This window comes from Marinomonas algicola (assembly GCF_014805825.1).
In the GTDB taxonomy this organism is placed as follows: domain Bacteria; phylum Pseudomonadota; class Gammaproteobacteria; order Pseudomonadales; family Marinomonadaceae; genus Marinomonas; species Marinomonas algicola.
This window is the reverse complement of the sequence record NZ_CP061942.1, coordinates 1-23,753: the sequence shown is the minus strand read 5'-3', so window position 1 is coordinate 23,753 and position 23,753 is coordinate 1. Positions and strand designations below refer to the sequence as shown.

Genomic DNA, 23,753 nt, shown 5'->3' with positions numbered 1-23,753 from the left:
AGGTAAGAGTAATGGTAGTAACCCTAGAAAAAATAAATTACGGTTGATCTTTATCATTTGTGAAATCTCAAAATTTATAAATTAAATCTGTACCAAAACGTAACAAACCATATTCCATTACACTGCTTTTAATCTGAAATTTAGTATCAATAATAGCTCACCTTTTTTTGACTATAACGACAATCACAAGACTCAAAAACATGAGCATCACTACAACGGGTATACCGTAACCGATTCTATCAATGACAGCGTTCATTATTGTGCCAGTCATACATAAAGAGCCTGCTGCAATAAGGCCCTCCGATAAATTTTCCACACACATTAAGTTTCTTGATTTGAGCACCACTCCTATCACTATTGTTAACCCCCACATTATTATCGAAATTACATCGTTATCAACCTCGGCTAAAGTGAAAATCAGCAAAGAAAACATGAAAAATGATGCCCCCACTATTTGGGCGGACGAGGTTAAGCCGTTTCTAAATGGTAGTATCGAGCAAAAAAATACGCTTGTTGAAACAATTAAGTAACTAGCGCTCGTGTTTACGATGTTTGCAGCATCAAGCCACGATGCAATAGATATCACCAGCGAAGCAACAAAAGCTATCTTAATTAGTGTGTGCTTATTGCGGCCCTTAGATGCCCATAACGCCCCCAAAGCACCGGTAGAGAATAATGGCAGTACAACACTGGTGTCACTCACAAGGGTCGGTAATAAGATCATAGAGCCACTCAATGCGAGTAATCCGCATGCTGATGCGCAAACGAGATGCAAGCTGATGAATTTTTCATTTAGTAGTTTGTTTGCAAAGATAGTCGCGGTCAAAAAGGCAAGGGCTATAATAAAGCCCGTAATTCGATCTCCATTACTCAAGTGCCATAGTATTCCTAGTGCTGATAGTGGCATTATTAGCAATGCAACATCAAAGAGTCTTTCCATCCAAGGTCTTGAGGTGCCTTTAAGCGCAAGAATCTCATCACGTTGGCTTTCATCTATGATCCGTAATCGAACGCTCTTTCGAAGTAAAGACTCAAGTGTCATAAAATTAACTACTCCCAACGGTTTATTAATCACAACAGCGAAGACAGATCTTTTAGATTGTGTCGATAAGATCACTTGAAAAAACAACGCTCATTGCTGTGAGTCGAACCCAATAACCAGAACTACATGCAAACTGCACAGGCTTGTCCTGGTTCAGCCAAGCCGAACATAACCTTTTTTGTACGAACCATCCTATCAAACTCAGTACAGCCATGCTGAGACTCAATATGCAGAACTAAGCCAAGTAACGTAAAATCATGTTACCAACCTTATTGCTCATCATCGGCATAAAACGCTTGATACTGTTCAATACGAACTGTCTTAACACCAATTGATCTGGCTTCTGATAACAGTTTCTCTGTTTCTCCAAAAATTGAAAAGCTACCATCTTATTGCTCATAATTTTAATGATAGTGGATGATCACCAATTAGTATCTTCGATATTAGTGAGAGCTTCATTAACATCAGCACGATTTAATTTTCGCCGCTCTTCGTCTGAAGCTGGTAAATATTGCGAGTCGGTAGTAGGGCGAGGTTTTCGAGGTTTTGGCTCATTACTAGCTGCTTCTTCACTGTTATCAAAGAGCTGTTGTTGAGAAGGGGAAACAGATTGAGCCTTCAGTTCCACATTGGTCCCGTTTAAATCGATCATTTGTTTTTTGATAAGACGGTTATGTTTGCTCTTATCTCCCGTTATGCGGTCGGCGCGATCTCGGCTAAAAATACTCGATATTATTTCACAATTAGCTGTGTGAAAAATCATATGGAATCCAAGAGTACACACTTGATTTACTCCATTATCGTTCCATTTACCCGTAGTTGTACCTTTTGAAAATAAGCTTTTTGCACCCTGCAAAAGGATTTCCGAAAAAGTGTTTTCTGGTCCGTTTGGAGCGAGGTAACGATGTAACTGAGTTGTAGTAAAGGTTTTGAATCCAGCGTTAGACTCTTTGTTTGTCCTCCCTATGTGTACATTCAGGAACTGATATAATAGGAATATGATGCCGTTATTTGTATAGCCAAGCAGCTCTGAATGCGCGATTACAAGCAAGCTGTTCTTGTCTTGAAATGCATTTAGCATCCCGTTATAAGTGTCTGAGTCTACGCTGATTTTGAACCAGCGGGGCTCTGCGTTAGAACCTGGTTCGATGGTATCAAGTTGTGCCTCAAGTTCTGTAATAAACCTTTTGTTATAGAAGTTTGTATTTTCACTTAAACCAAGCAGGTGTCGAGCTTGGATACTGTTTGCATGGTCACCGATAATGATGTGATTGTTTGTGTGGTTGAGTCGCATCAATGATCTAACGTATTGCTTTCTAATTGATCCAGCGGAATATTCCCTGGGTTTTATGTCTGGGTTATCTTTTTGGAACGCTTTGGCAATTCTGCATACGTCTACAATATCGATGAAGAATGTATTGGAAGGCTGAATTTCTAGTGAGATCTGTTGCTTGAGGGTTTCAAAGATCATATTTGTAATGATTGTCAGCGCAAGAATGTCCTCATCAATCGTAGCAACACCTATGTCATTAGTTGAAGAAGCGCGTATATTTACGGGAGTGTTATTTACGGAGATTGATATCCCGTCTTCGCGATTGAATTTATGACGAGAAGATTGACGCCATGCTTGTCCTAATACGAGCCACGGTTTTGCCAATACGCTTACTGAATCGTTCAGAATCTTTGTAATCACTTCGCGGGAGGGGGACATGTGTGAGTTGACAAGCTCCCTCTGAACTTCATGAACCGCTGTTGGAAGCGTTAAAATGTCAGATATTGGCGCTGGTGCTTCTTTAGTGTCTTCAATAAGACCTGAAACCTCAAATGGAGGTGGAATAACATAAATTTTTTTCCGATAGCTGCGTTGGTGATGTTTATAAATGCATTCCTCCTCTACTGCTATCCTTGCTTCAACTAGCCCTTTAAAGCGCTGCACTAATGTGCCACGACTGCTTGGTAGGTCGCGTTTGCTGAGATAGCTTTCAATCAATGTCTGATCGAGCAAGATGTATTTTTCGTCTTCAATAAGAGCTAATTCGGAATCTGTCGATTCGCAACATGTGTACAAAAAGTCATATAAGCCAGTTGAGATAGTTTTTTGATCTCGAAGTGCTCTGAATGTTTTCAGATATGCTGAAGGCCTACCGCGGAGTACTAATGCCTTATGACTATTTCTGATGTGTTCTTCTGAGATTATGGATGCCATATTAAGTACTTCAGTATTTATTTCTATCGACACGTTAATAATTATCGATGCTTAGTTCATTGTCAAAGCAAGTAAGTTGTAGATAGTATATCGTGTCTTTTCAATTATGTTCACAATATTAGTTCTTTTAATATCTATAATATATGAGTGGATAACTGGCCTGATTATTAAAACGTATACACTCTATCTATATGAAATATAATGAGAAAATAACATTCCCTCTTTTTTTTCAAGAAAAATGTTTTGAGGTGTCATTATCAAAGATGTAGGTGACATTACGTGTATAAGAAGGTGTCATTACGCTTATAAGAAGGTGTCATTACTACTCCAGGGCGGTTATTGTCTGTTGATGTCTAAGAAATAAACTTGAAATTAACTAAAAAAGGGCGTTTACAGTGGTGTAGTAATGACACCTACTCTTTCCACAGAATATAGCGTATGTAGGTGTCATTACTATGTCCATGGTGACTGAAAAAACACAAACGTATGAATAAAAACCTATTAAAAACAACAGGAAAGACATTTATAATGAGTAATGACACCTTTACTAACCTCGAACATTGCCTCATTTAATAGTAGGTGTCATTACCAAATAGATATTTTATGATCCTAATCTATGTCCTTCAGTCATAAATAGTAGATGCCTTTACTTCAGATTACTCAGTATTAGAGTGGATCTGGGCCTATTTCACCTAATTACGTGACAACAGGCTGTTTCTTCGGTAACGAGAACCCCGAGAACCTGACACCTTCTTTTTAATCGGTAGGTGTCATTACCACAATCAGCTGTTTCATGACTAAACTCATGCCTTCGACCACCATATAGAGTGGTTTCAAGCGGTTGCTTCGGTAATGAGAGCCTCTAAAACCTGACACCTTCTTTTTAATCGGTAGGTGTCATTACCACGATCAGCTGTTTCATGACTAAACTCATGCCTTTGACCACCATATAGAGTGGTTTCAAGCGGTTGCTTCGGTAATGAGAGCCTCTAAAACCTGACACCTTCTTTTTAAGCGGTAGGTGTCATTACCACCATCAGCCGTTTCATGCCTAACCTCATGCCTTCGAGCCTTCGACCACCATATTAGCGGTTTCAAGCGGTTGCTTCGGTAATGAGAGCCTCTAAAACCTGACACCTTCTTTTTAAGCAGTAGGTGTCATTACCACGATCAGCCGCTTTATGCCTAAACTCATGCCTTTGGCCACCATATTAGCGGTTTCAAGCGGTTGCTTCGGTAATGAGAGCCTCTAAAACCTGACACCTTCTTTTTAAGCAGTAGGTGTCATTACCACGATCAGCCGCTTTATGCCTAAACTCATGCCTTTGGCCACCATATAAAGTGGTTTCAAACGGTTGCTTCGGTAATGAGAGCCCGGAGAACCTGACACCTTCTTTTTAAGGGGTAGGTGTCATTACCGCGAAACGGATATTACAATGACAACTACGGTGTCATGTCGAGCCACGTATCTATCACTAACTTTAATGATTTCAACTTAACTGCCATATTTGTCTGTGAGATAAGATTTCCGCAGTTAATAACAGCTCATCTCGAATACCGAGCTAGTACCAACTATTTCATTAATAGTTCAGTGGATTTTGTTTCATGGATAGCTGACACCATCAATGAAGACAAAAAATTGAGAAAGGAGAGGGTGGCACTGATAATTGACCCTAAGACGAGTAAAGCCCTCACGGATGTTTTTTATTGGGGTATAAGCAACGGACTGTCACTGACTGCCGCTTACTGCGCTGATTTTTATCAAACTTTTATGTCGTCGTACAATAAATAACAGCACAAGATAAAACTTTAAATCACACATGATGTAATTACAAATCATGTGTGATTTATTTTTGAATTTTTTATATGCTTAATGTATCGACAAAAGAGTAGTTTAAATGGCAGTTAAGAATGGCGATAACGGTTCTATTGAACCGGGTCGTAATTATGTAAAAAGCTTGCGATCTCAAGCTGGTGGAGTGAAGCCTTTCTTTAGGAAGCTGTATGGACGGGAACCGACTGTCAACGAGCATATTACCCTTAACAACTATATCAATCGTGGACATTACAACGCCGACTTTGTCGTTTTGCTGATAAAAGAATTCAACCTAGAAGACGTTACCCTTGGTGAATTTTATTGCCACATTCACCCACCCAAAAGTTAAAGGCTAATTTCTAATCAGTTAAGAGACGCAGTCACATCTACTTCTAATTATATAAAACAATTTAACTCTACAATTAGGCACTTATGAAAATATGAAAAAAATATTAATGATTTCAATTATGACTTTAATGTACACCTCGCCTTCGTTTGCAGAGTCCTCAGAGTCCTGCACCAAAAAAATCAATATCATGATGTCAGCATTCGAATTGGCCGCTGAATATAGAAAAGCAAAGGGGGAGGCGTTAATAGAACAAATCACATCATATCGTAAGTCACATACAGAATGCGAAACACTCGCTCTCATGAAAAATATTGTAGGCGGTTAATTTCACCTAAGGGCAAAGTCAAAAACCATAGAACTGATGATCTCTACACACCTTGTGCACTTCACTGAATAATTTTGATGAGTCAATATGTTGAGATGATCATAAAAGGAATCTAGTTGTGAAATATTATGTTTTTAACGGACAAAGACTCCAACTTAAGCAATTGTATTCTTTGCCTTTCATGAGCAAAGTTAGAGTTGCAAAACTAATTGAAAAATACGCCATCGATGTCGAAAGTGACGTGACAGATATTTTAACAAAAGAAAATGCACTCTTAGTGTTAAAGAGTAAAAGAAATTTTGGATATTATTTGCATGGAGAGTTGCTAACATTAAAAGAAATTGCTGAGCGGGTAAGTATTTCGAAATCGAGCGTTAATTCTAGAATCAAACTTCGAGGCATAGAAATCGAAACAGACGTTAGTGAATTATTTTTGGATGTCACTATCAAGTAAGTCATAAGTATTTGATTTATAATACTGATTCCGATAATGGTAATAACCTTTATCGCTTTTATATGGGTAATTAGTAAGAGAATTTCCTGGTAAATTAATGTGATTCTACTGGTAATTTCATTGATATTTTTTACCACTACTATGAAAATCGACGAATAATATTCAATTAGTGGTAAACAAATTTAAGCGGTGGTAAAAAAACTAAAGGCGATTGGTAAGGATAATTTATTCTTTGCCTTTGTAAAAAATTCGTAATGTTTTTTACGTGAATTGTATGACCCTATCAACTTCGATCAATCTAAAGATATTTCAATCGTTCAAACATTGAATATCACACCTTAAAGCATGCGCATTTCTTGCTTATTCATCGTTTGCTAAGACCCACTGAAAGAAGTTAAATCCCCCCTACCAGTAACTAAAAAGAGTAAAAATTTCATGAATAACCGTAAGCGTCGGTTAAACCCCACATAGTAATCCCTTTTAAAAACCATAAAGTCTTTTGTTTTCTTTCAAGGGAATAAAAGGCTTATGTTTACCGCATCAAATCAACTTAATGTGACCCTCATTTGCGGGCCAACCGATATGCGTAAAGCCATTGATGGACTATGTAATATTGTCGCGTACGATCTGGAAAAAGAACCCTGTAGCGATCATATTTTTGTTTTTTGTGGCCGAGCACGCGATAAAGTCAAAATATTACAATGGTCTTCTAATGGCTTTTGGCTGCATTATAAGCGTCTCGAAAAAGGACATTTTCAGTGGCCTGGTATTGATGACGAACAATTGTCGATTCAAATATTACCACGTCAGCTGAATTGGTTATTGGATGGTCTTGCGCTCAATTTACAAGAGGCTCACCCACATTTAACGTATCGATATCATGACGATTAGGGTGTTCGTTTGGTATAATCCAAGCCATGAAAATACTTCCTGATGACTTACCCAATGACGTTGGATCGCTTAAGGCTCTTTTACTTGAGCAGTCTCTGCTGCTGGGTGAAAAAGAGTCGTCATTGATAGAGCAAGAAAAAGCATTAACAGAAAAAGATAGCAAAATCGCTGAATGGGAATCTAAGTATCAGCTGATTCTTGAGCAATGGCGCTTAGCTCAACAAAAGCAATTTGGCAAAAGCTCTGAAGTATCTCCTGGGCAGGGTGAACTGTTTGACGAGTCAGACAGTAATACTCAAGACGGCAACAATGATGTTGAAGAGGATAGCCAAACCGTTTCTTATACGCGCACTAAACCTAAGCGTACGCCTTTGCCGAAAGACTTACCTCGTGAGACTGTTCTGGTTGATCTTGCTGAATCAGATAAAACCTGTTCATGTTGTCAAACACCGCTGCATCGTATTGGCGAAGATACTTCTGAGAAATTAGAATTTCTTCCCGCTCAGTTAAAAGTCATTGAAACCGTTCGTCCTAAATACGCATGTCGTCAGTGTGAAAAGACCGAGATACGAACAACGATTAAGCAAGCCTCAATGCCGGCCAGTATTATCCCTAAAGGCATCGCAACACCCAGTTTATTAAGTCAGGTGATCACAGGTAAGTTCCAATACAGCCTGCCTTTATACCAGCAAGAAGCCATGTTCAAGCAATACGGTATTGAGCTGAGCCGACAAACGATGTCGGATTGGATGTTAAAATGCTCTGCCGCGTTACAGCCTCTTTATGATCGACTTCATACAATCTTGCTTGAACAACCCGTGATCCAAACGGATGAAACGACGCTTAATGTCATTAAAGAAGACCGCTCTAACTGTTACATGTGGCTCTATTGCACCGGTAAAGACGGACCTGACAAACACAGCCCGATCACCAATATTGTATTATACGACTTCCAACCTACACGAAGCGCTCAATGTGCCCTCGATTTTTTACAAGGGTTCGATGGGTATCTCAATGTGGATGGCTATCCCGCGTACGAGTCGACCAAGGCAACGCTTGCTGGTTGCTGGGCACACGCACGCCGAAAATTTATTGAGGCGGAAAAAAGCATGCCTAAAGGGAAATCGGGCAAAGCAACCGTAGCGATCAATCACATTAAAAAACTGTATGCCATCGAAATCTTAGCCAAGCAACAAGGGACAATTGAAGAAGCCTTGAAGATACGTCAAGAAAAAGCGTCTGTGATATTAGCGACGTACAAAGCGTGGCTCGAAAAGTCGGCTCAACAAGTACCGCCAAAATCGCTTTTAGGTAAAGCAATCCAGTATAACCTCAATCAATGGGACAAGCTCACGACTTACCTCACGGATGGACGGATCAATATCGACAACAATCGAGCCGAACGAGCGATCAAACCTTTTGTAATTGGACGTAAAAACTGGCTGTTTGCTAATACAGGCAACGGAGCCAAATCGAGTGCGACACTTTATAGTGTCATCGAAACGGCTAAAGCAAACGGGCTGATCCCTTATGATTATCTCGTGACACTGTTCGAAGCGCTACCAAAAAGGGAAAGTACAGACTGTATAGATGACTTGTTACCATGGAACGTCAAACGTATCTAGAGGGTGATGACCGGACGTTCACGTATTCTTACATTGGTCATTTTTTAGCCCATAGCCGGAACAGCCCCAAAACTCACCATACTTGCCATTTCGTAGTCTCATAGGCCTCCCACATTGTTCACAAATCTTCATCGAATGACGACAATCTTGATTATTGCAATCACTTGAATTTCGATTATCAACTGATGGTGCACCGCACTCAGTACATACACGTGCCTTACCTACACGACACCCCTTTCCTGTGCTGCAGGCATAGAAACCTCCAAACTTACCATTTATTAGTTTCAAATAACCTGCTTCGCAATTAGGGCATTTAAATATTTTCCTATAGCGCTCATGGAAAGCTTTTGAATGAATACTTACTTCATATTTTGGGGCTAATAATTCACTGATAAATGCTGACGGTGATGTTGGATCACCGATGATATAAGACTTCTTCTTGGCTCGCGTGAGGCCAACATAAAGTAATCTTCTTTCTTCAGAATGAGGATATGAATCTAACGTCGGTAAGAGTGCCTCTATCACTGTCTGGTCAACATTCTCGTTAGGAAAACCTAGTTTCCCTTGTGAAAAACCGATTAAAATACAGTAATCTGCCTCCAGTCCTTTAGACTTGTGAAAACTCCAAAGTGAAACGTTCTCAACTAATTTATTTTTAACTAAAGCAGCTTTTGATTCGTTTAACAGGTAGTTATAACGTCCGATGACTGCGATAGTAGCAGTGCTATCAACACTTTTAATCTTTGAAACAACTTCTACTACTCTTTGATATAAACCGTCTTTGACACCGACCTTATCATCCAGCAAGTAAACTTGTGAACTATCGACCTTAGTATGCGTGACAATATACTTTTTATACTGTTCAGGGTTTTCCATTATGAATAATCCTGCCATGTCAGCAATACTGTTATTGTACCTAAACGTCTTTTGCAGTTTTGTTTCCGTATAAGGGCTAACTAATTCATCGAATCGAGTAGTAAGTTCAAGCTTGCCACCGGAGAATCGGTAAATAGATTGCCAGTCATCACCGACCACAGTTAAAGATGGTGTTGGTCCTCGTTTAATGATGGCTTTGACCAAATCCATACGTGCAGTTGAAATATCTTGAAATTCATCGACAAGTACATAAGTCCATTTTGGTGTGAACAATCCTTTGTCTATTGTTTCAATACTTCGAATAATCATGTCGTCAAAATCAATCGCGTTTTGCTCTTCAAGCTCTTGAACATACGCTTCATGTAGATCGTTCAGTAACACAGTGTACTTCTGAGGTTGTGATATATTGGCGCGTTTAAAGCGGGTCAGCATGCTGTCGAAATCAAGCCGTTCAACCCTGATTGATGATAACGCTTTTAGCAGTAAGTCTGTCCAGTTGCCTATCTTACCGCTACTTTGAAGTTTCTCGAGCAACTGCTTACTATCGATAGGGCTAAATTCTACTCCTAAGTTTTTAAGTTTCTTTTCTAAACCTGATGTGAGCGTTTCCTCAATCCACTCATAATGGAATGTCTCAACAAGCATGGTGCTACATTCAATATGTAAGGCTCTCTTACTCTTCATTTCCTCATTATATTGATGGGCATCAATATCTGGCCGAGTGTTGCCTTTTCTATCAATACCAAAGTGCTCAATATAAATATCGGTACCGTCAAGATGAAAATCAGGCGTATAGTCAAAACCAACTTCAATCCTACGCTTGCTTACATACTTGGCTTCATAAGTGTAAGGAATACCGCTCAAATACATGAAGTTTGCAATTAACAATTCCTGGTAACCTTTAACCAATTCGTCATTAAGCGTTCGAAGTTCATTGTCACGGACATACGCTTCGTACTCTGCTTGTGTCTTTATGGTAAAGGGGTCAACAGGCTCTGGGGTTAAACTGATAAAGTCGACGAGACGGCTTATATCACCAGATAGATAATTCAGCAGCCACTCTGTTACCCATTGCTTCAATTTCAGGGGGTCTTCGACAAAAACACTCATGTAAGTTGAGATACTAGCATCGCTCAACACTTGTCGACCAAGAGAGTGAAACGTAGAAATATATGGTGTTTTATCTAAGGTGATACCTACTTTTTTTGAACTTTTATCTAGTCGCGCTTTTAGTTCATTTGCAGCTGCTTTATTATATGCCAAAATCAAAATTTCATCAGATTCTGCTACCCCTCTATCAATTAAGTCTAGCGCTTTAGCAACCATCACAGATGTCTTACCTGTCCCTGCGGCTGCAAGTACCATATTAAAGTCATCTGAACGAAGTACCCCAAGACGTTGCTCTAGCGTTAGCTTGTTTGATTCAACGTTATCTAAAAATGTTTCGCGCATTTGTAGATGGATTTTTTCGTGGTGTTGCTGAAGCGCCTTATACGACACCGGGTTAAATTGAGTGATTTCTTTAATCTGCTTGATTAATGCATCACTTAGAAACTGTTTCCAAGTAACTGGATCGCTTTCAAACCCTTTACTTAATGTCGAGCAAATCTGTTGAAGTTCACTAAGGCATGATTGCCTAGGATATTGAGAGATAACAGCGCTCTCCCATATGGCAACCAATATTGAAAAATTTTCAGAGAGTGAGATAGCTATTTGTTTATTTAGGGCGTTAACAAAATTCTGTGCATTCTGTTTTTTTAAGAAACTGATTGATTGTGAAGCGTTGTTTAACGTCAATGTTAATTGACTACCGTACCACCTTTCATTCAACTGTGGAAACTCACAACACTGAGTTAAATCAAATGCTGCCTGTGTGCTTCTCATGTGGATGACTAATGTTGCACGTTCAAAGCTAATACCCTTGTATCCTAATAATCTCCCTAACGTATTTGCAGGTAAAAAATCCATTTCTTTTGGCATAGCTAGACCTAAATTAGTTTAAAGTGTTTATTGACAAAGTATTCGTAGATTCATTTTTTAGTTAACATACAGACATCTTGAGTTAACAATTTCTTTGGATTGCCCTGAATTTTCTCGATACATTTAGCACGTTTACATTCCCATTTAGACACAGGATATTGTTTATTCTAGGCCGTGATTAACTTTTTTTTTTTGTTTACTCATTTTTTATTTACAATAAGACTGTTCCATATACATATAAGTGCGTGCAATCGTTCCTCTAGAGCCTTCAGATGGTGAGTATTTCTATCATTGATGCGCATGTCGTAACTACCGAAATCTGAATTAACTAAAAGCCTTGACAGGTACCGAACCAATTACAGGAAAAATATTATGTATATTGGCCTGCATATATCCATACTCAGTACTCACCTTTTAAGCATTTTTTTCTTCCTTTAAACCACTTTCCTTTACGATTGACATATTCGATATTAGCATTACGCCACTCACTAAAAGCACAGCCAAAGTTTTCAGCCGCAACTACCTATTCCTATTCGATTTTTCAAACTATTTTAAAGCATTTTGTCCCTATAAGTTCGGGAAACTTTTCAATATTTTTTAGCATCAAAATTAGCAGCACAATAAATAGTAACGCGATCATCATGATAAATATTTCTTTCGAGCATTTGCCTTATTGTAGGCATCGTTAGGGAACGTGCGATTAAGTCAGCTAGTTAGTACGAAATCACTACTGGCTTGATTTGCTTTTCAATTTGCTCTAAACCTCAGTTTTTAGTGTGTCTTATCCTCTAGTTGAAGCCTTTAAAGCTCCAACTACCGTCATCCAGACGGATTAACTCCGTGCAGATCTTATCATCTGATCCACTCGCAGTATGTTTCCCAGTGCAAACAACACCGCGAGCTTGTTGTCATTTTTTGATAATCCTTTATAGACTACTTTTCGGAAGCCAAACTGGCATTTGAGTATTCGAAACGGGTGCTCTACTTTTGCTCTGATGCTCGCTTTTATATACTCAGTATTGATGGGGGTTTTATTAATACGGGGATGCTTCTTCCATTCCCTAACCTTGCTTGGCATCTCCGCAATCAACCAGTCCAATTTCTTATCTTTGGTTTCCTCACGTTTTTCTACGCCACGATAGCCTGAGTCGGCTGAGACAAACGTCTCATCGCCATGCATGAGTTCAGTGATTTGGTTTGGATCATGTTCATTGGCAGAAGTGGTGGTAAAACTGTGCACCAAGCCACGTTTAGCATCGACTCCAATATGTGCCTTCAACCCAAAGAACCATTGATTTCCTTTCTTGGTCTGATGCATTTCTGGGTCACGTGATTTGGCTTTATTTTTGGTCGAGCTAGCGGCTTCAATAATAGTCGCGTCAACGATGGTGCCTTCTTTAAAGTAAATCCCCGAATCTGATAGCCATTTGTGGACTTCTTTAAAGAGCTTACGTCCAAGCTTATGCTTTTCCAGTAAATGCCTAAAATTCATAATAGTGGTGTGATCAGGTATTGCGCCTTCTAAAGATAACCCAGCAAACAGCCGCATAGAGGTAATCTCGTAAAGCGCGTCCTCCATGGCTGGATCCCCCATGTTGTACCAGTTCTGCATAAAGTGAATACGCAACATGGTAGACAAAGGATAGGGACGACGGCCGTTACCTGCTTTTGGATAGAAGGGTTCAATTTGGTCTTCAAGCTGCTGCCAGGGAATCAACTCATCCATTCGACTGAGGAAGAGTTCTTTGCGAGTTTTGCGGCGTTTGCTGGTAAATTCGGTGTCGGCGAAAGAGAGTTGGTTCATGATCGGCTGGAGTCGTAGTCAGATTAAGTCGGCAAGATTGTCTCATGTTACCGACTTAATCGCATGTTCCCTTATCAACTGAGATCTACGCGTTTGACGCACCTAGCCCAGAATCGACATCCGCCTTTCTTAAATCTTCTCTATACGAATTTCAAATAAAAAATAAGAATGGTGCGTTTTTAGATATTGCGAAATATATGCCGGGGAAAAAATGATTACAAACTTAAGTCTGAACTCAGTGCTTGATTATTTAACGCCTGTTCAGAAGCAACAAAAATTACTGAAAGTGGCTTAAGAGTCCTACAGGATTACTTGACCATTACACCTTGATACTGCTTATCCAAAAGCATGCGACACTTGTCGCGACCCGAAATCAAACCTTGATATTGCTTATCCAAAAGCGTGCGACACTTGTCGCAACCCCGAAATCAAACCTTGTGCACTCTCTTCTAGTGAGTTAAGGATTTCTCCTTTAGCTTGCGCTTTACTTATAGATACTGAACACCCTACCAGCTCAAATCTGACTTAATTCATACGATATCCCAAGATTTAATTTTATAAAGTGCAGAGGTGTCTAATGAATAATTCACGGTTATCAAATGAGAAATGGGAAATTTTGATGAATGCTGGGCTATATAATGAAACGGAAAATTTTAGCTGTAAAAGCTATGATGAGGCAAAGTTATTCATCCAAAAAAACTTTAATAAAAAACAAACAAACAAACAAACAAAAGAATTAAATCTAGATATCACAGAAATGGCTCAACTTAATATTGGTGTAAACCTTACTCACGGGGCCGCGATGAAAAGCGGTCCTATTTACCACTATGAAGCGAGCCTGCTGAGTATCGCCATACCACAGTTAAAATGGGTTAATTTATTATTCTACCTTTAACCAGTGTTAGGGGCTATAAGCAGCAACTCTCGAAGTCATTAATCACCTCTACGCGGCATATAATTAACCTATCAGATCAACTCTCTCTAGTATCCTGTAAAGAGATACCTTGGGTAAATTGATATAAGTTTACTTTCATGAGATACTATCGGTATCTTATTATGATTTACTGAGGATTACATGAACCCATTTACACCTGACAAAGTCACCAATGTAGATGACTTCTGCGGTCGAGAAAAAGAACTAAAAAACCTATTAAATTTAATTTCTGCGAAATCTAATGTCATGCTGTATGGGGATCGCCGCTACGGAAAAACAAGCTTGATTCGTAAAGCTTTTTCGGAACTATCAGGCAACGTACTTCCTGTTTATGTTGACATATATGATGCGGTAGATGAATTAGATTTTGTTAAAAAGCTCTATACATCTATCACTTTAGTAACCCCCAAAAAACTGAAGGAACAAGCAGGGGAATGGCTTAGAATTCTAGGCAGGATCAAGGGAGTTGAATTCCAACCATCAAAGTCTGGAGATGGTTTTTCTTTTAAACCTACATTCACTTCGTTGGATTTTGATGAGTTATTACAATCCGCTATAACGCTTATTGATAACTACTGTGAGCATAGTGATTGCTCTCATGCAGTGATAGCTTTTGATGAATTTCAACAAGTAGCTGAAATGAAAAACGTCAAGATAGACGCTAAATTACGGCAGATATCGCAAGACAATTCAAATGTGTCATTCATATTTAGCGGATCAAAGAAGACCATACTTCGTGACTTACTCAACTCTCCAACTCAACCGTGGCATGGCATGACAACCCCAATCCCAATAAAAGGGATAGAGTTATCTGATCTCAAATTATTTTGTGAGAAACGCTTAGGTGGTTCGTTTGAATTCTCAGCATTTGAAAATCTATATGAAGTATTTCGCGGACAAACGAGACTAATACTTCAAGCATGCTTCTATTTATTTTCTGATCAAATTATAAACCCTAAAATAAGTGATGTAGAGAGAGTAATCAAAAATCAAGTAAACGCTTATGATGACGAATTTAGAGACAAGTTCTTAAAATATTCACCCCGTCAGAAAAAAGCACTTAAAGCCGTTGCTAAGATGAAAGCAGGTAGTCTTTTTTCCGCATCGAATTTGAAAGAGTTAAATATGTCAAAACAAGCTCTAAACCAAGCAATTTTATCTCTAGAAAAAGTTGACGACATTCAGAAACAATCAGAAGGTATTTATATTGTATCGAATATTACTTTTTCGCTGTGGCTTCGTGAAACTGACTAAATCAGTCTATAGAGACTCTCACAAAAAATTTAAGCATTACCTGATAAGGTCACAAATTAACTTTTGTGACCTTTCATTTCAATACAGAGCTGCCAGCCTTTGGACTTTAACTTAGCGTTTTATCTATATCTAAAGCTTACTTTGTTACCAACAATGCAAAACTGAGCCACTTCAACAATTGAAATCTGATCCAGTTGTATAACTATAGAGTCTTTTGAGAGACTCTATGATCACAAAAAAAGAGCTTATGAAAATTCAGATTTTGCATCAACAAGGTAGGTCTCAAAGAGCCATTGCTAAAGAGCTTGGTGTTTCCCGTAATACGGTGAAACGATATTTAAACCCAAAAATAAACAGGCCAATTTACCCAAAGCGGGAAACTAAACAATCCATACTTGATACGTTTAAACTTTTTCTTCACTCCCGTATCGCTCACGCCAAAAGCCCATACATTTATCAGCCGTTGTTCTATTGAGAGAGATAAAGGCTTTGGGCTAAAAAGGCAGTTTATCTTTATTGCGACATTCATTTTCAGTTAAAGAAAATCCTTACTGCCTCCTTAATGGAATACTTAAGCACTCAATTGACATTATAAAATATTGATAGCGATGAAAAGGCCGTTTATATGCTAGCCAAGGCCGCAAATGGGAGTTTAAGAGACTCTCTTTCCCTATTAGATACAGCAATACCTTTTTGTAACGGTGAGTTCACGGAGAAAAATATCGCCCTACTTTTGGGGGGCACTACGTTTTGATTGCCATTACAGTGCTAAGTGGACGATAAAAATCATCACGAACATAACGTACCATACGCTCTGCTTTTCTTTTTGTTTGAGGTCGATAAGGGCGGCAGAGTTTCGGTATGAAGTTCATACTTTTAGCGAACTGGTAAAAAGATTGATGTAACTTATGATGTCCTTCTCCATAAGCATCGCGTTCAATGACCACTGTTTTCATATTGTCATACCAGACTTATTGGAGAATGCCTTGAAAATAGTCGAAACACAGTCGATGGCAATTCTCCATCGTGTCATAACGCATGTTATCAGTGAACACAACACACATCGCTCGACTGTAGCCAAGCACAGCAATGAAAGCATGAATAGGATGTTTACCTCCTCTCATTTTCCCCCAGTCTACTTGCATTTGTTGCCCTACTTCTGTTTCAAAACGAACCACGTCATGGCTTGGCTTAGTTCCTCGATACTGATGTAAGTACTGTCACAATAAAGACAAACTGCCTTTGTAGCCCAAAGCCTTTATCTCTCTCAATAGAGCAACGGCTGATAAATGTATGGGCTTGGCGTGAGCGATACGGGAGTGAAGAAAAAGTTTAAACGTATCAAGTATAGAGTGTTTAGTTTCTCGCTTTGGGTAAATTGGCCTGTCTATTTTTGGGTTCAAATATAGTTTTACCGTGTTACGAGAAACACCAAGCTCTTTAGCAATGGCTCTTTGAGACCTACCTTGTTGATGCAAAATCTGATTTTTCATAAGCTCTTCTTTTGTGATCATAGAGTCTCTCAAAAGACTCTATAGTTATACAACTGGATCAGATTTCAATTGTTGAAGTGGCTCAGTTTTGCATTGTTGGTAACACACGCCTGACCTAGGCCGCCAATACCACTTCAACATCGATTCTATTTCAGGTGCATAGCGCTGAACCCAGCGATAAATAGTGGTGTAATCAACTTCAACTCCTCGTCTCGTTCACAGAGCATTTCTTCGAGTTCTCGATAACTAATACCGTATTTACAGTACCATCGCACAGCCAAAATAATAATGTCATACTGAAAGTGACGATTTTTAAAGAGATTCACAGAAGGTAGCTATCAAACTATGGAACACTATATTGAGTGGATCTTATTTGCAACGGAGCCAAATCAACAAACAGCTCATCACCGCACCGCAGCCAAACCTGATTTTTGACAGTTCTGTCGCCGATGTGAGTTTTATCGTTGGCTTACTGATTAATAAGTTTTTGTATCACCTACCACTTTATCGTCAACACCAGCAACTGAGAGCTGCTGGCATCACCCTCAGTCGTGCCACCCTCACCAATCTGACTGAACGAGGGATTGAACTACTACGGCCCATCGTCATAGAGCAACTTATTAGCATATTGGACAGCAAAACACTGGCCATGGACGAAACGCCGATAAAAGTCACTCGACAGCCTGGGGTAGGCAACAAACCCGGAAAAATGAAACAAGCCTATTTTTGGCCAATCTATGGTGAGCAGGATGAAGTGGTGTTCACCTTCTCCCAAAGTCGTGACATGAAGCACATTCAAGGTTTATTGGATCCTGTTTGGCAGGGCACCTTACTGACCGATGGCTATGCCGCTTATAGCAGCTACGAAGCCAAATTACCGGACATCACTCATGCCCAGTGTTGGGTGCACATGCGCCGCCAGCTACTGAAAGCCGAAATGGAAGAAACCGAGGCCGTCACCCACGCGCTGAACCTAATTGCGGCCTTGTACCAACACGAAAGCTCTATCCAACATCGAGTAGGGTGAGGCTTATGCCTCATCCCTCTCACAGAACCGTACGTACGAACCTCGTATACGGCTCATGTACTCTTCACATTTTTTATCAACTTACTTCCTAAATGCTGATGAAGCAAGCCATCCCGTTGTCACTTTCTCTATTGGATGTAAACCAAGCGCTTCAAACCATTGGTTGGGCATTGCGACACTAGATAAGGGGCTTAGGGAGTTACGCCACGAGTTCATCTTAATGAACTTAAACGGTGGCTTTTTCCCTAACTGCTTCAGTCGTCGATGGAGCCTTGATGGCTTCTTCCACAACCTAAGCTGTATGGCTCTTAGTCTTCGTCTTATCCAACCTGCCAAGGCTTTTAGCTCTCGCTTACAATTGGCTATACTAAAATAATTCACAAAACCTCGCACCACTGGATTTAGCCGTTTTATTACTTTGGCTAAATTTATGCCACCGTTCCGTTTTGTCAATTGCTTCACGTTTTGTTTAAAACCGATGAGTTTTGAGGCGTGTATCCGTGTCCACTGGCTACCTATCTCCACTCCCAAAAACTTCACCCCTTTGCTGCTATGAACAATATGAGTTTTCTTTTGGTTCACGGTTAATTTCAAGTCTCGCTCTAGTATCTGGGTGGATGCCTTAAGCGCTTCTTGTGCGGCTTTTTCTGTGATGCACAATATCAAGATATCATCAGCATATCTCACTATTCGGTGATTACGCTTTTTCATTTCTTGATCGAACGCATCTAGGTAGATATTCGCCAATAAAGGGCTAATAACGCCACCTTGTGGGCTTCCTATCGTACTCGCCTCCCAGTGTTCACCTATCATTACCCCACTTTTTAAGAACTGATTAATCAGATTTAAAATACTACCGTCTGTCACTTTGCGTTTGACACTGCTAATTATCAACTCATGATCAAGCAGGTCAAAACACTTCGACAAGTCCATGTCTACGACCCAGTCACGATGGTATTTACGGATAAATACACTCGCTTTGCTGATGGCGTCATGACAGCTTCGTTTCGGCCTGTACCCATAACTCGATGGGTGAAAGTCAATGTCGAATATCGGTTGGAGTATGTTCAATAGTGTTTGTTGCACTATACGGTCGCGAACTGCGGGGATACCTAGCATTCTGACACCGCCATCGTCTTTGGGGATTTCTACCCTTTTGACTGGTTGCGCACGATATTGCTTGGTTTGCAGTTCACGTTGCAGTTGTTTCAAGTTTTCTTCTAAATTCAGGGCAAACGCACCTACGGACTGCCTATCTATTCCGGCCGCTCCTTTAGCACTTTTCACCTTTTTGAATCCTTTGTACAGGTTATTAATATCTAATAATTGCCCATACAAGCTGTAGTAAACTGTCATCTTCTGCCTTTGCTTGCGGTATGTCCATTCGTCTCATTTTGCTTATCGGTTGATTCTTCATGGTGACGTTAGGTGTGCTAGCCTATTGGCAATCTGCCTAAGCGGTCAGCCATTACTCCATTGCTCGCCCTTCCATTCTCAGCGTCTACATTCCTGCTTGGCCGTCATGTCTTGGCTATTTTCGTCGAAATACTTGTGAGCCGATAAACTAAAGTCTTCGTCTTTCATACGCTTAAAGAATACTTCCCCTCTTCGCAATCAATTAAAGCTTTTGACTAAAATTGACCCTATCAAACGTAATGCTGATAGTCGGCTTGGTTTTATCCTCCACACCATTACTGGCTTTCACAGGCCTAGCCTTACTCACTACTACGGTTTCATCTGCCACCTCACACCGACGCTAAACCTTGAGTCTCCTCTTGAATTTACGCCACTTACAAACAGCAAGTTTAGATGCCAGGCTTCCCCAGTTACTGTACTGACTCCCTGTTAGAAATCCCACCCTCAAGCACAGTATTGGTCTGACTAAGTATCGGGCTTCGCGCTATTTTGCACGCTTACCCACCAATACTGCCGAAACAGGTTACGGTTAGTTGTGTACCTCTAACTTCCTATGGCTTCCTTCAGACCCCACCGTTAGCCAGTGACGCCCTTGCCATTCGGATTATCTTCCCCTTAGTCGGGGTGATAAGGCATCTTTCAGGCTATCGGGTTTGCCAGCTTCGCTGGGCAAACAAAAAATCTGGACGGGTGAGAAAAAACAAGACAATCGAGCGCAACACAGCAAGCCCTTAGTAGACCAGCTTTTTGCCTTCTGCGAAAAACAAAGCCAGCGAGGCGACCTATTGCCAGACGATAGCTGGACGAAAGCGCTGAACTACACCGTACAGCGTAAACGCCAACTGATGGTCTTCTTGGAAAATCCGGACGTTGCTATGGACACCAACCACCTAGAGCGAGAGATAAGATCCATCCCGATGGGTAAGAAAAACTGGCTCTTCTGTTGGACAGAACTGGACACCAAACACGTTGGTCTTATCAAGAGCCTGATCAGCACCTGCAAGCTGCACGACATCGATCCAAATGTCTATCTGACAGAGGTCCTGCAACGAGTCAGAACACCCAGCCAAGGACGTCGCCGACTTAACAACGAGGCGATGGAAGCACCTGTTTGCAGGCAATCCATTAAAATCGCCATTGTCCTGAGTGTCAATGACTCCCTAGAATGAACGCTTACATACTAGTAACGTCAGCTACAAAATATACGTAACCCGATATACAAACAGATCTTGAAAAGCTAAAAACGGCGTAACGAGAATGTGTACATCTCTAAAGATAATGTGCTTATCATAGCCATCAGCCCAGCATTTTTCATAAAGTGGTTATTTACTCGGACAGAACGTTTTTACCAATTTACGATGTAAAGTAGTCTGATAGACAGGTGTCTACCAGAGTCACAAGAAGAGGCCTGATAGACAGGTGTCTACCAGAGTCACAAGAAAAGGCCTGATAGACAGGTGTCTACCAGATAAGGGTTGAAAAGTTAGTAATCTTGTCAATTATATCGCTACCGGAGAAAATTGTTTAAAAGCCAAAATAACTAGGGGCTACTCACTAAAAACGACTATTACTAATGAGTTTTTCTTTTTGATTTTATAAGAGCATTTCTAACACAAACTGGACATTCACCAAGAAAGATTTCTTGAAAAAGAATCGGTAAAGTCCAAAATTCTTGAGCTTTGAGAGAGCTAAATGCAGTGTATTTGTGAATATTCATGATAACCCCTTGCTACAATTCAAACTTAAATCACCTGATCAATTTTTTTCTTTAGCTCTTCAAAAAAAACAGCGTGTTCATTAAACACACTCTTTATCTTATCCATCTGACTTTCTGAATAATCTTCTCTGGTAAAAGAAAAATTAACTGTGCACATTTGATCATTTATAACAAAATCATTGGAAATGTCATTTTTTTGCGTTGTATCGATCGATACTTTATTAGTCTGTAAAGCATTATTTATCAACTCTATATCAAGAGAGGGTAAGTTGGATAAAATTGACTTCAAGGTAGTTATTTCACTTTTAAACTGATCAAGCACGGTAGATCTAATATTTTCAACAGCAACAAAGCTATACCCTTTGAGGGTGACATCGTCCTTAACAGTTTTACGAATAGATATTTTTTTTCCTGACTTGTATTCAACAAAATCTATTACTAGTTTGGCGAACTTAGCAGATAATTTTCTCGAATCAATGCCAGTCAGAAACTCATTTATCTCTGTATATATAATGGCAAATGGAATCATCAGGGAAAATCGCCCCTGACTAAGGGAGGACGCTCCCGTTAAGTTATAATTCTCTATGATATTTTTAACAGATGCATTGGGTTCAGACGCTGCATACATATCATAAAAGGATAGGGCGTTTATAGATTGCTCTGTGAAAGTAAACTTTCGATTAGAATCCGTTCTTCTAATTTCCTGAAGAACAAGCCACATATTGTCTTTATCTAAATGAATAACATGAACATTGTATTTAATATCAATATTCAATTTATTATAGATATCGATACAACAAGCTCTACGAGTCGCACCATTAGCAATAAAAATGAGATCAGAGTCTGGCAATGTGTAGCCTATTGCTGGCTCACTTAATGCTTGAAACTCAATAATATTTTTATATAAATTTAATCCTTCTAAGTCAATTTTAGAAATCTCCCTCGGGTTGTAAGGCGAAACCTCCGTTTTTTCACTGAGCGCTGAAGAATCAATAGAAAGATCGTTTGTTTTGAAAGTATGTTTTTTACCTGTAATTTGATCTATGAAGATACTTTTATTATTTTTTAAGCTTGAAAGCCCGTTACCACTGGCTGTATGTAAATCTCTACTTCGCGAACGGAAATTATCCATGCTTTATGACCTCATGTTCTAATTTGTTAAATTGATCGTATTGCTAAAATAAATTGACTATAGACAGCCTGAACGCTTTCAGAGGCTTTTCTTAAATTGATCTTTGAACACAACCCCTCAGCATGCGATAAATCTAGTACTGTTCTATGTTTGCTAGAGGCTGCAACAAACGCATCGCTATGAACAAAATGAGAACCAAAAAGGCTTTCCTGAGCAGACTTAACAATTCTATGTTTTATGTTCACTTCCGCGGTAGACTTAGGGTCGTGGTCGGTCAAAACCATTTTGTGTACCTTAAGGTTTTCGCCTTTAGAAGGAAGAGTTGCATATCGACGATCTAACGCTGATAAAAATGACCCTGTTGATGAATAATCCATTTCTTTAGGAGCAATTGGCGTTAATAAGAAGTTAGAAATTTCTAACGCCAGCCAAGTTAATGGCCCGTCTACCGGTGGAGTATCAATGAGAATAACATCATATTTTTCCTGCAAGGCGGGTAGAATGGTCTCCCTTAACCTAGAAAATATTTTATCTCTTTCTTCACTGCTTGCCTGCCAAAATTCGTCGGTTAAACGCTCATCCATAGGATGAGCAGGCATAACATTCAAATTACATAAATGGGTTTCAAATGGCGCTTTTTGGATAATATCTTTCTCATCAGCCACATCCAAAAGCTCAAAAAACTGATTTTTCTCTAAATCCTTACCCATAATAATATCAACTAGAGTTAGAAATATTTCATTCTCTGGATCATGGACAGTAAATTGGTCCATGCTTCCTTGTGGATCAAGATCAAGAATCAGTACATTAGCGCGTAAATGAAGATCTAACGCTGTAGCGACCGCTAATGAAGAAGTAGTTGTAGATTTTGCAACTCCACCTTTTTGATTCGCAATGGCAACTACACACTTTTTTAGAGGAAATCTATTATTTCCGACTTCCACTGAATATTTAGGAAAGTTCCAGTGATCTAACAGAGCATGAACTTCAGGCTGTGTGAGAAGGTAACGGAAATTTGTATTACTTTGGATGGGCTCAGGTATAACACCAAGTTCTACGGCTTTAGTAAACTTCTCTCCAAATGTTTTGGTTGCACCACCAACAAACTTTCTCAACGCTGTTTTTGTAATAGCATGATTGTATACAATCCGAGGCATACCGTTGACTTGATCGCTATCAATACGGACGGAGTCATTTGAAAGGATTCGATCTTTTAGGGTTTGCTGATCCGACAACATTTCATGCCCAATTTTACTGGCATTGTTGGATATCACGTTATTTGTAAAATTTTTATGCGCCATGTTCGCTTCCTCAGTGACCGATGAGGAACATGGTACATAAGAACGAGACAACTTAGAACCACTTTTTTTATTAAACACTTAAAAAGTGGTTCTAAGTTGTCTATTAGGTTC

General features: G+C 39.6%; 21 protein-coding genes and 1 pseudogene. 11 read left to right on the top strand and 11 right to left on the bottom strand.

Going from position 1 to position 23,753, the window contains the following annotated elements; translation table 11 throughout:
• Window positions 1-157: 157 nt before the first annotated feature.
• Window positions 158-1,042, bottom strand: a complete 885-nt coding sequence (locus tag IEZ33_RS20030; RefSeq protein WP_191603793.1) for a hypothetical protein — start codon at window positions 1,040-1,042, stop codon at window positions 158-160.
• Window positions 1,043-1,463: 421 nt separating this feature from the next.
• The gene (locus IEZ33_RS20025; RefSeq protein WP_191603792.1) at window positions 1,464-3,248 is read right to left on the bottom strand and encodes a hypothetical protein; all 1,785 of its coding nucleotides are present in this window, start codon (window positions 3,246-3,248) and stop codon (window positions 1,464-1,466) included.
• Between the two features lie 1,898 nt (window positions 3,249-5,146).
• Between IEZ33_RS20025 and IEZ33_RS20020 the strand changes: the two genes are divergently transcribed.
• The 5 genes from IEZ33_RS20020 (at window position 5,147) to tnpC (ending at window position 8,708) form a co-directional block, all read left to right on the top strand.
• The gene (locus IEZ33_RS20020) at window positions 5,147-5,413 is read left to right on the top strand and encodes a hypothetical protein (protein ID WP_191603791.1); all 267 of its coding nucleotides are present in this window, start codon (window positions 5,147-5,149) and stop codon (window positions 5,411-5,413) included.
• Between the two features lie 91 nt (window positions 5,414-5,504).
• Window positions 5,505-5,738 carry a hypothetical protein gene (locus IEZ33_RS20015; RefSeq protein ID WP_191603790.1) on the top strand — a complete coding sequence of 78 codons (234 nt, stop codon included), beginning with the start codon at window positions 5,505-5,507 and terminating at the stop codon, window positions 5,736-5,738.
• A gap of 118 nt (window positions 5,739-5,856) precedes the next feature.
• On the top strand, window positions 5,857-6,192 hold the full coding sequence (locus IEZ33_RS20010) for a hypothetical protein (RefSeq protein ID WP_191603789.1): 336 nt from the start codon (window positions 5,857-5,859) through the stop codon (window positions 6,190-6,192).
• Window positions 6,193-6,720: 528 nt separating this feature from the next.
• On the top strand, window positions 6,721-7,083 hold the full coding sequence (gene tnpB, locus IEZ33_RS20005) for an IS66 family insertion sequence element accessory protein TnpB (RefSeq protein WP_191603788.1): 363 nt from the start codon (window positions 6,721-6,723) through the stop codon (window positions 7,081-7,083).
• Between the two features lie 26 nt (window positions 7,084-7,109).
• Entirely contained in the window at window positions 7,110-8,708 is a 1,599-nt protein-coding gene (gene tnpC, locus IEZ33_RS20000) for an IS66 family transposase (protein ID WP_191603787.1), read from the top strand.
• An 18-nt stretch (window positions 8,709-8,726) separates the two neighbouring features.
• Here the strand turns inward: tnpC and IEZ33_RS19995 are convergent, their stop codons facing one another.
• Both IEZ33_RS19995 and IEZ33_RS19990 read right to left on the bottom strand, forming a co-directional pair.
• Window positions 8,727-11,564 (bottom strand): UvrD-helicase domain-containing protein, encoded by a 2,838-nt coding sequence (locus tag IEZ33_RS19995; RefSeq protein WP_191603786.1) that lies wholly within the window; start codon window positions 11,562-11,564, stop codon window positions 8,727-8,729.
• 832 nt (window positions 11,565-12,396) lie between these two features.
• Complete coding sequence (locus IEZ33_RS19990; RefSeq protein WP_240009723.1) at window positions 12,397-13,371, bottom strand: IS5 family transposase; 975 nt, start codon at window positions 13,369-13,371, stop codon at window positions 12,397-12,399.
• Window positions 13,372-13,945: 574 nt separating this feature from the next.
• Between IEZ33_RS19990 and IEZ33_RS19985 the strand changes: the two genes are divergently transcribed.
• The 4 genes from IEZ33_RS19985 (at window position 13,946) to IEZ33_RS21075 (ending at window position 16,310) form a co-directional block, all read left to right on the top strand.
• Complete coding sequence (locus IEZ33_RS19985; RefSeq protein ID WP_191603784.1) at window positions 13,946-14,263, top strand: hypothetical protein; 318 nt, start codon at window positions 13,946-13,948, stop codon at window positions 14,261-14,263.
• A gap of 180 nt (window positions 14,264-14,443) precedes the next feature.
• Complete coding sequence (locus tag IEZ33_RS19980; protein ID WP_191603783.1) at window positions 14,444-15,556, top strand: AAA family ATPase; 1,113 nt, start codon at window positions 14,444-14,446, stop codon at window positions 15,554-15,556.
• A 226-nt stretch (window positions 15,557-15,782) separates the two neighbouring features.
• Window positions 15,783-16,031, top strand: coding sequence for a helix-turn-helix domain-containing protein (locus IEZ33_RS21080; protein WP_420844881.1), 249 nt, complete (start codon window positions 15,783-15,785; stop codon window positions 16,029-16,031).
• A 123-nt stretch (window positions 16,032-16,154) separates the two neighbouring features.
• Window positions 16,155-16,310 (top strand): hypothetical protein, encoded by a 156-nt coding sequence (locus tag IEZ33_RS21075; RefSeq protein WP_420844882.1) that lies wholly within the window; start codon window positions 16,155-16,157, stop codon window positions 16,308-16,310.
• On the opposite strand, the gene IEZ33_RS19970 is transcribed toward IEZ33_RS21075, so the two are convergent.
• The 4 genes and pseudogenes from IEZ33_RS19970 to IEZ33_RS19955 form a co-directional block, all read right to left on the bottom strand.
• Entirely contained in the window at window positions 16,300-16,512 is a 213-nt protein-coding gene (locus IEZ33_RS19970; protein ID WP_191603781.1) for a DDE-type integrase/transposase/recombinase, read from the bottom strand. The two genes, IEZ33_RS21075 and IEZ33_RS19970, sit on opposite strands and share 11 nt — an antisense overlap.
• 15 nt (window positions 16,513-16,527) lie before the next feature.
• Window positions 16,528-16,734 carry a transposase gene (locus IEZ33_RS19965; RefSeq protein ID WP_191603780.1) on the bottom strand — a complete coding sequence of 69 codons (207 nt, stop codon included), beginning with the start codon at window positions 16,732-16,734 and terminating at the stop codon, window positions 16,528-16,530.
• Between the two features lie 42 nt (window positions 16,735-16,776).
• Window positions 16,777-17,049, bottom strand: coding sequence for a helix-turn-helix domain-containing protein (locus IEZ33_RS19960; RefSeq protein ID WP_191603779.1), 273 nt, complete (start codon window positions 17,047-17,049; stop codon window positions 16,777-16,779).
• 102 nt (window positions 17,050-17,151) lie between these two features.
• Window positions 17,152-17,375 (bottom strand): annotated as a pseudogene (locus IEZ33_RS19955) (IS6 family transposase); the annotation flags it as partial.
• A gap of 32 nt (window positions 17,376-17,407) precedes the next feature.
• Here IEZ33_RS19955 and IEZ33_RS19950 point away from each other — a divergent pair.
• On the top strand, window positions 17,408-18,076 hold the full coding sequence (locus IEZ33_RS19950) for an IS66 family transposase (RefSeq protein ID WP_191603778.1): 669 nt from the start codon (window positions 17,408-17,410) through the stop codon (window positions 18,074-18,076).
• 81 nt (window positions 18,077-18,157) lie between these two features.
• On the opposite strand, the gene ltrA is transcribed toward IEZ33_RS19950, so the two are convergent.
• The gene (gene ltrA / locus IEZ33_RS19945) at window positions 18,158-19,432 is read right to left on the bottom strand and encodes a group II intron reverse transcriptase/maturase (protein ID WP_191603777.1); all 1,275 of its coding nucleotides are present in this window, start codon (window positions 19,430-19,432) and stop codon (window positions 18,158-18,160) included.
• 713 nt (window positions 19,433-20,145) lie between these two features.
• On the opposite strand from ltrA, the gene IEZ33_RS19940 reads away from it, so the two are divergent.
• The gene (locus IEZ33_RS19940; protein ID WP_191603776.1) at window positions 20,146-20,661 is read left to right on the top strand and encodes an IS66 family transposase; all 516 of its coding nucleotides are present in this window, start codon (window positions 20,146-20,148) and stop codon (window positions 20,659-20,661) included.
• A 573-nt stretch (window positions 20,662-21,234) separates the two neighbouring features.
• Here the strand turns inward: IEZ33_RS19940 and IEZ33_RS19935 are convergent.
• Entirely contained in the window at window positions 21,235-22,341 is a 1,107-nt protein-coding gene (locus tag IEZ33_RS19935; RefSeq protein ID WP_191603775.1) for a hypothetical protein, read from the bottom strand.
• Window positions 22,342-22,367: 26 nt separating this feature from the next.
• Window positions 22,368-23,642: a ParA family protein gene (locus IEZ33_RS19930; RefSeq protein ID WP_191603774.1), complete on the bottom strand. Its 1,275-nt coding sequence runs from the start codon at window positions 23,640-23,642 to the stop codon at window positions 22,368-22,370.
• Window positions 23,643-23,753 lie beyond the last annotated feature (111 nt).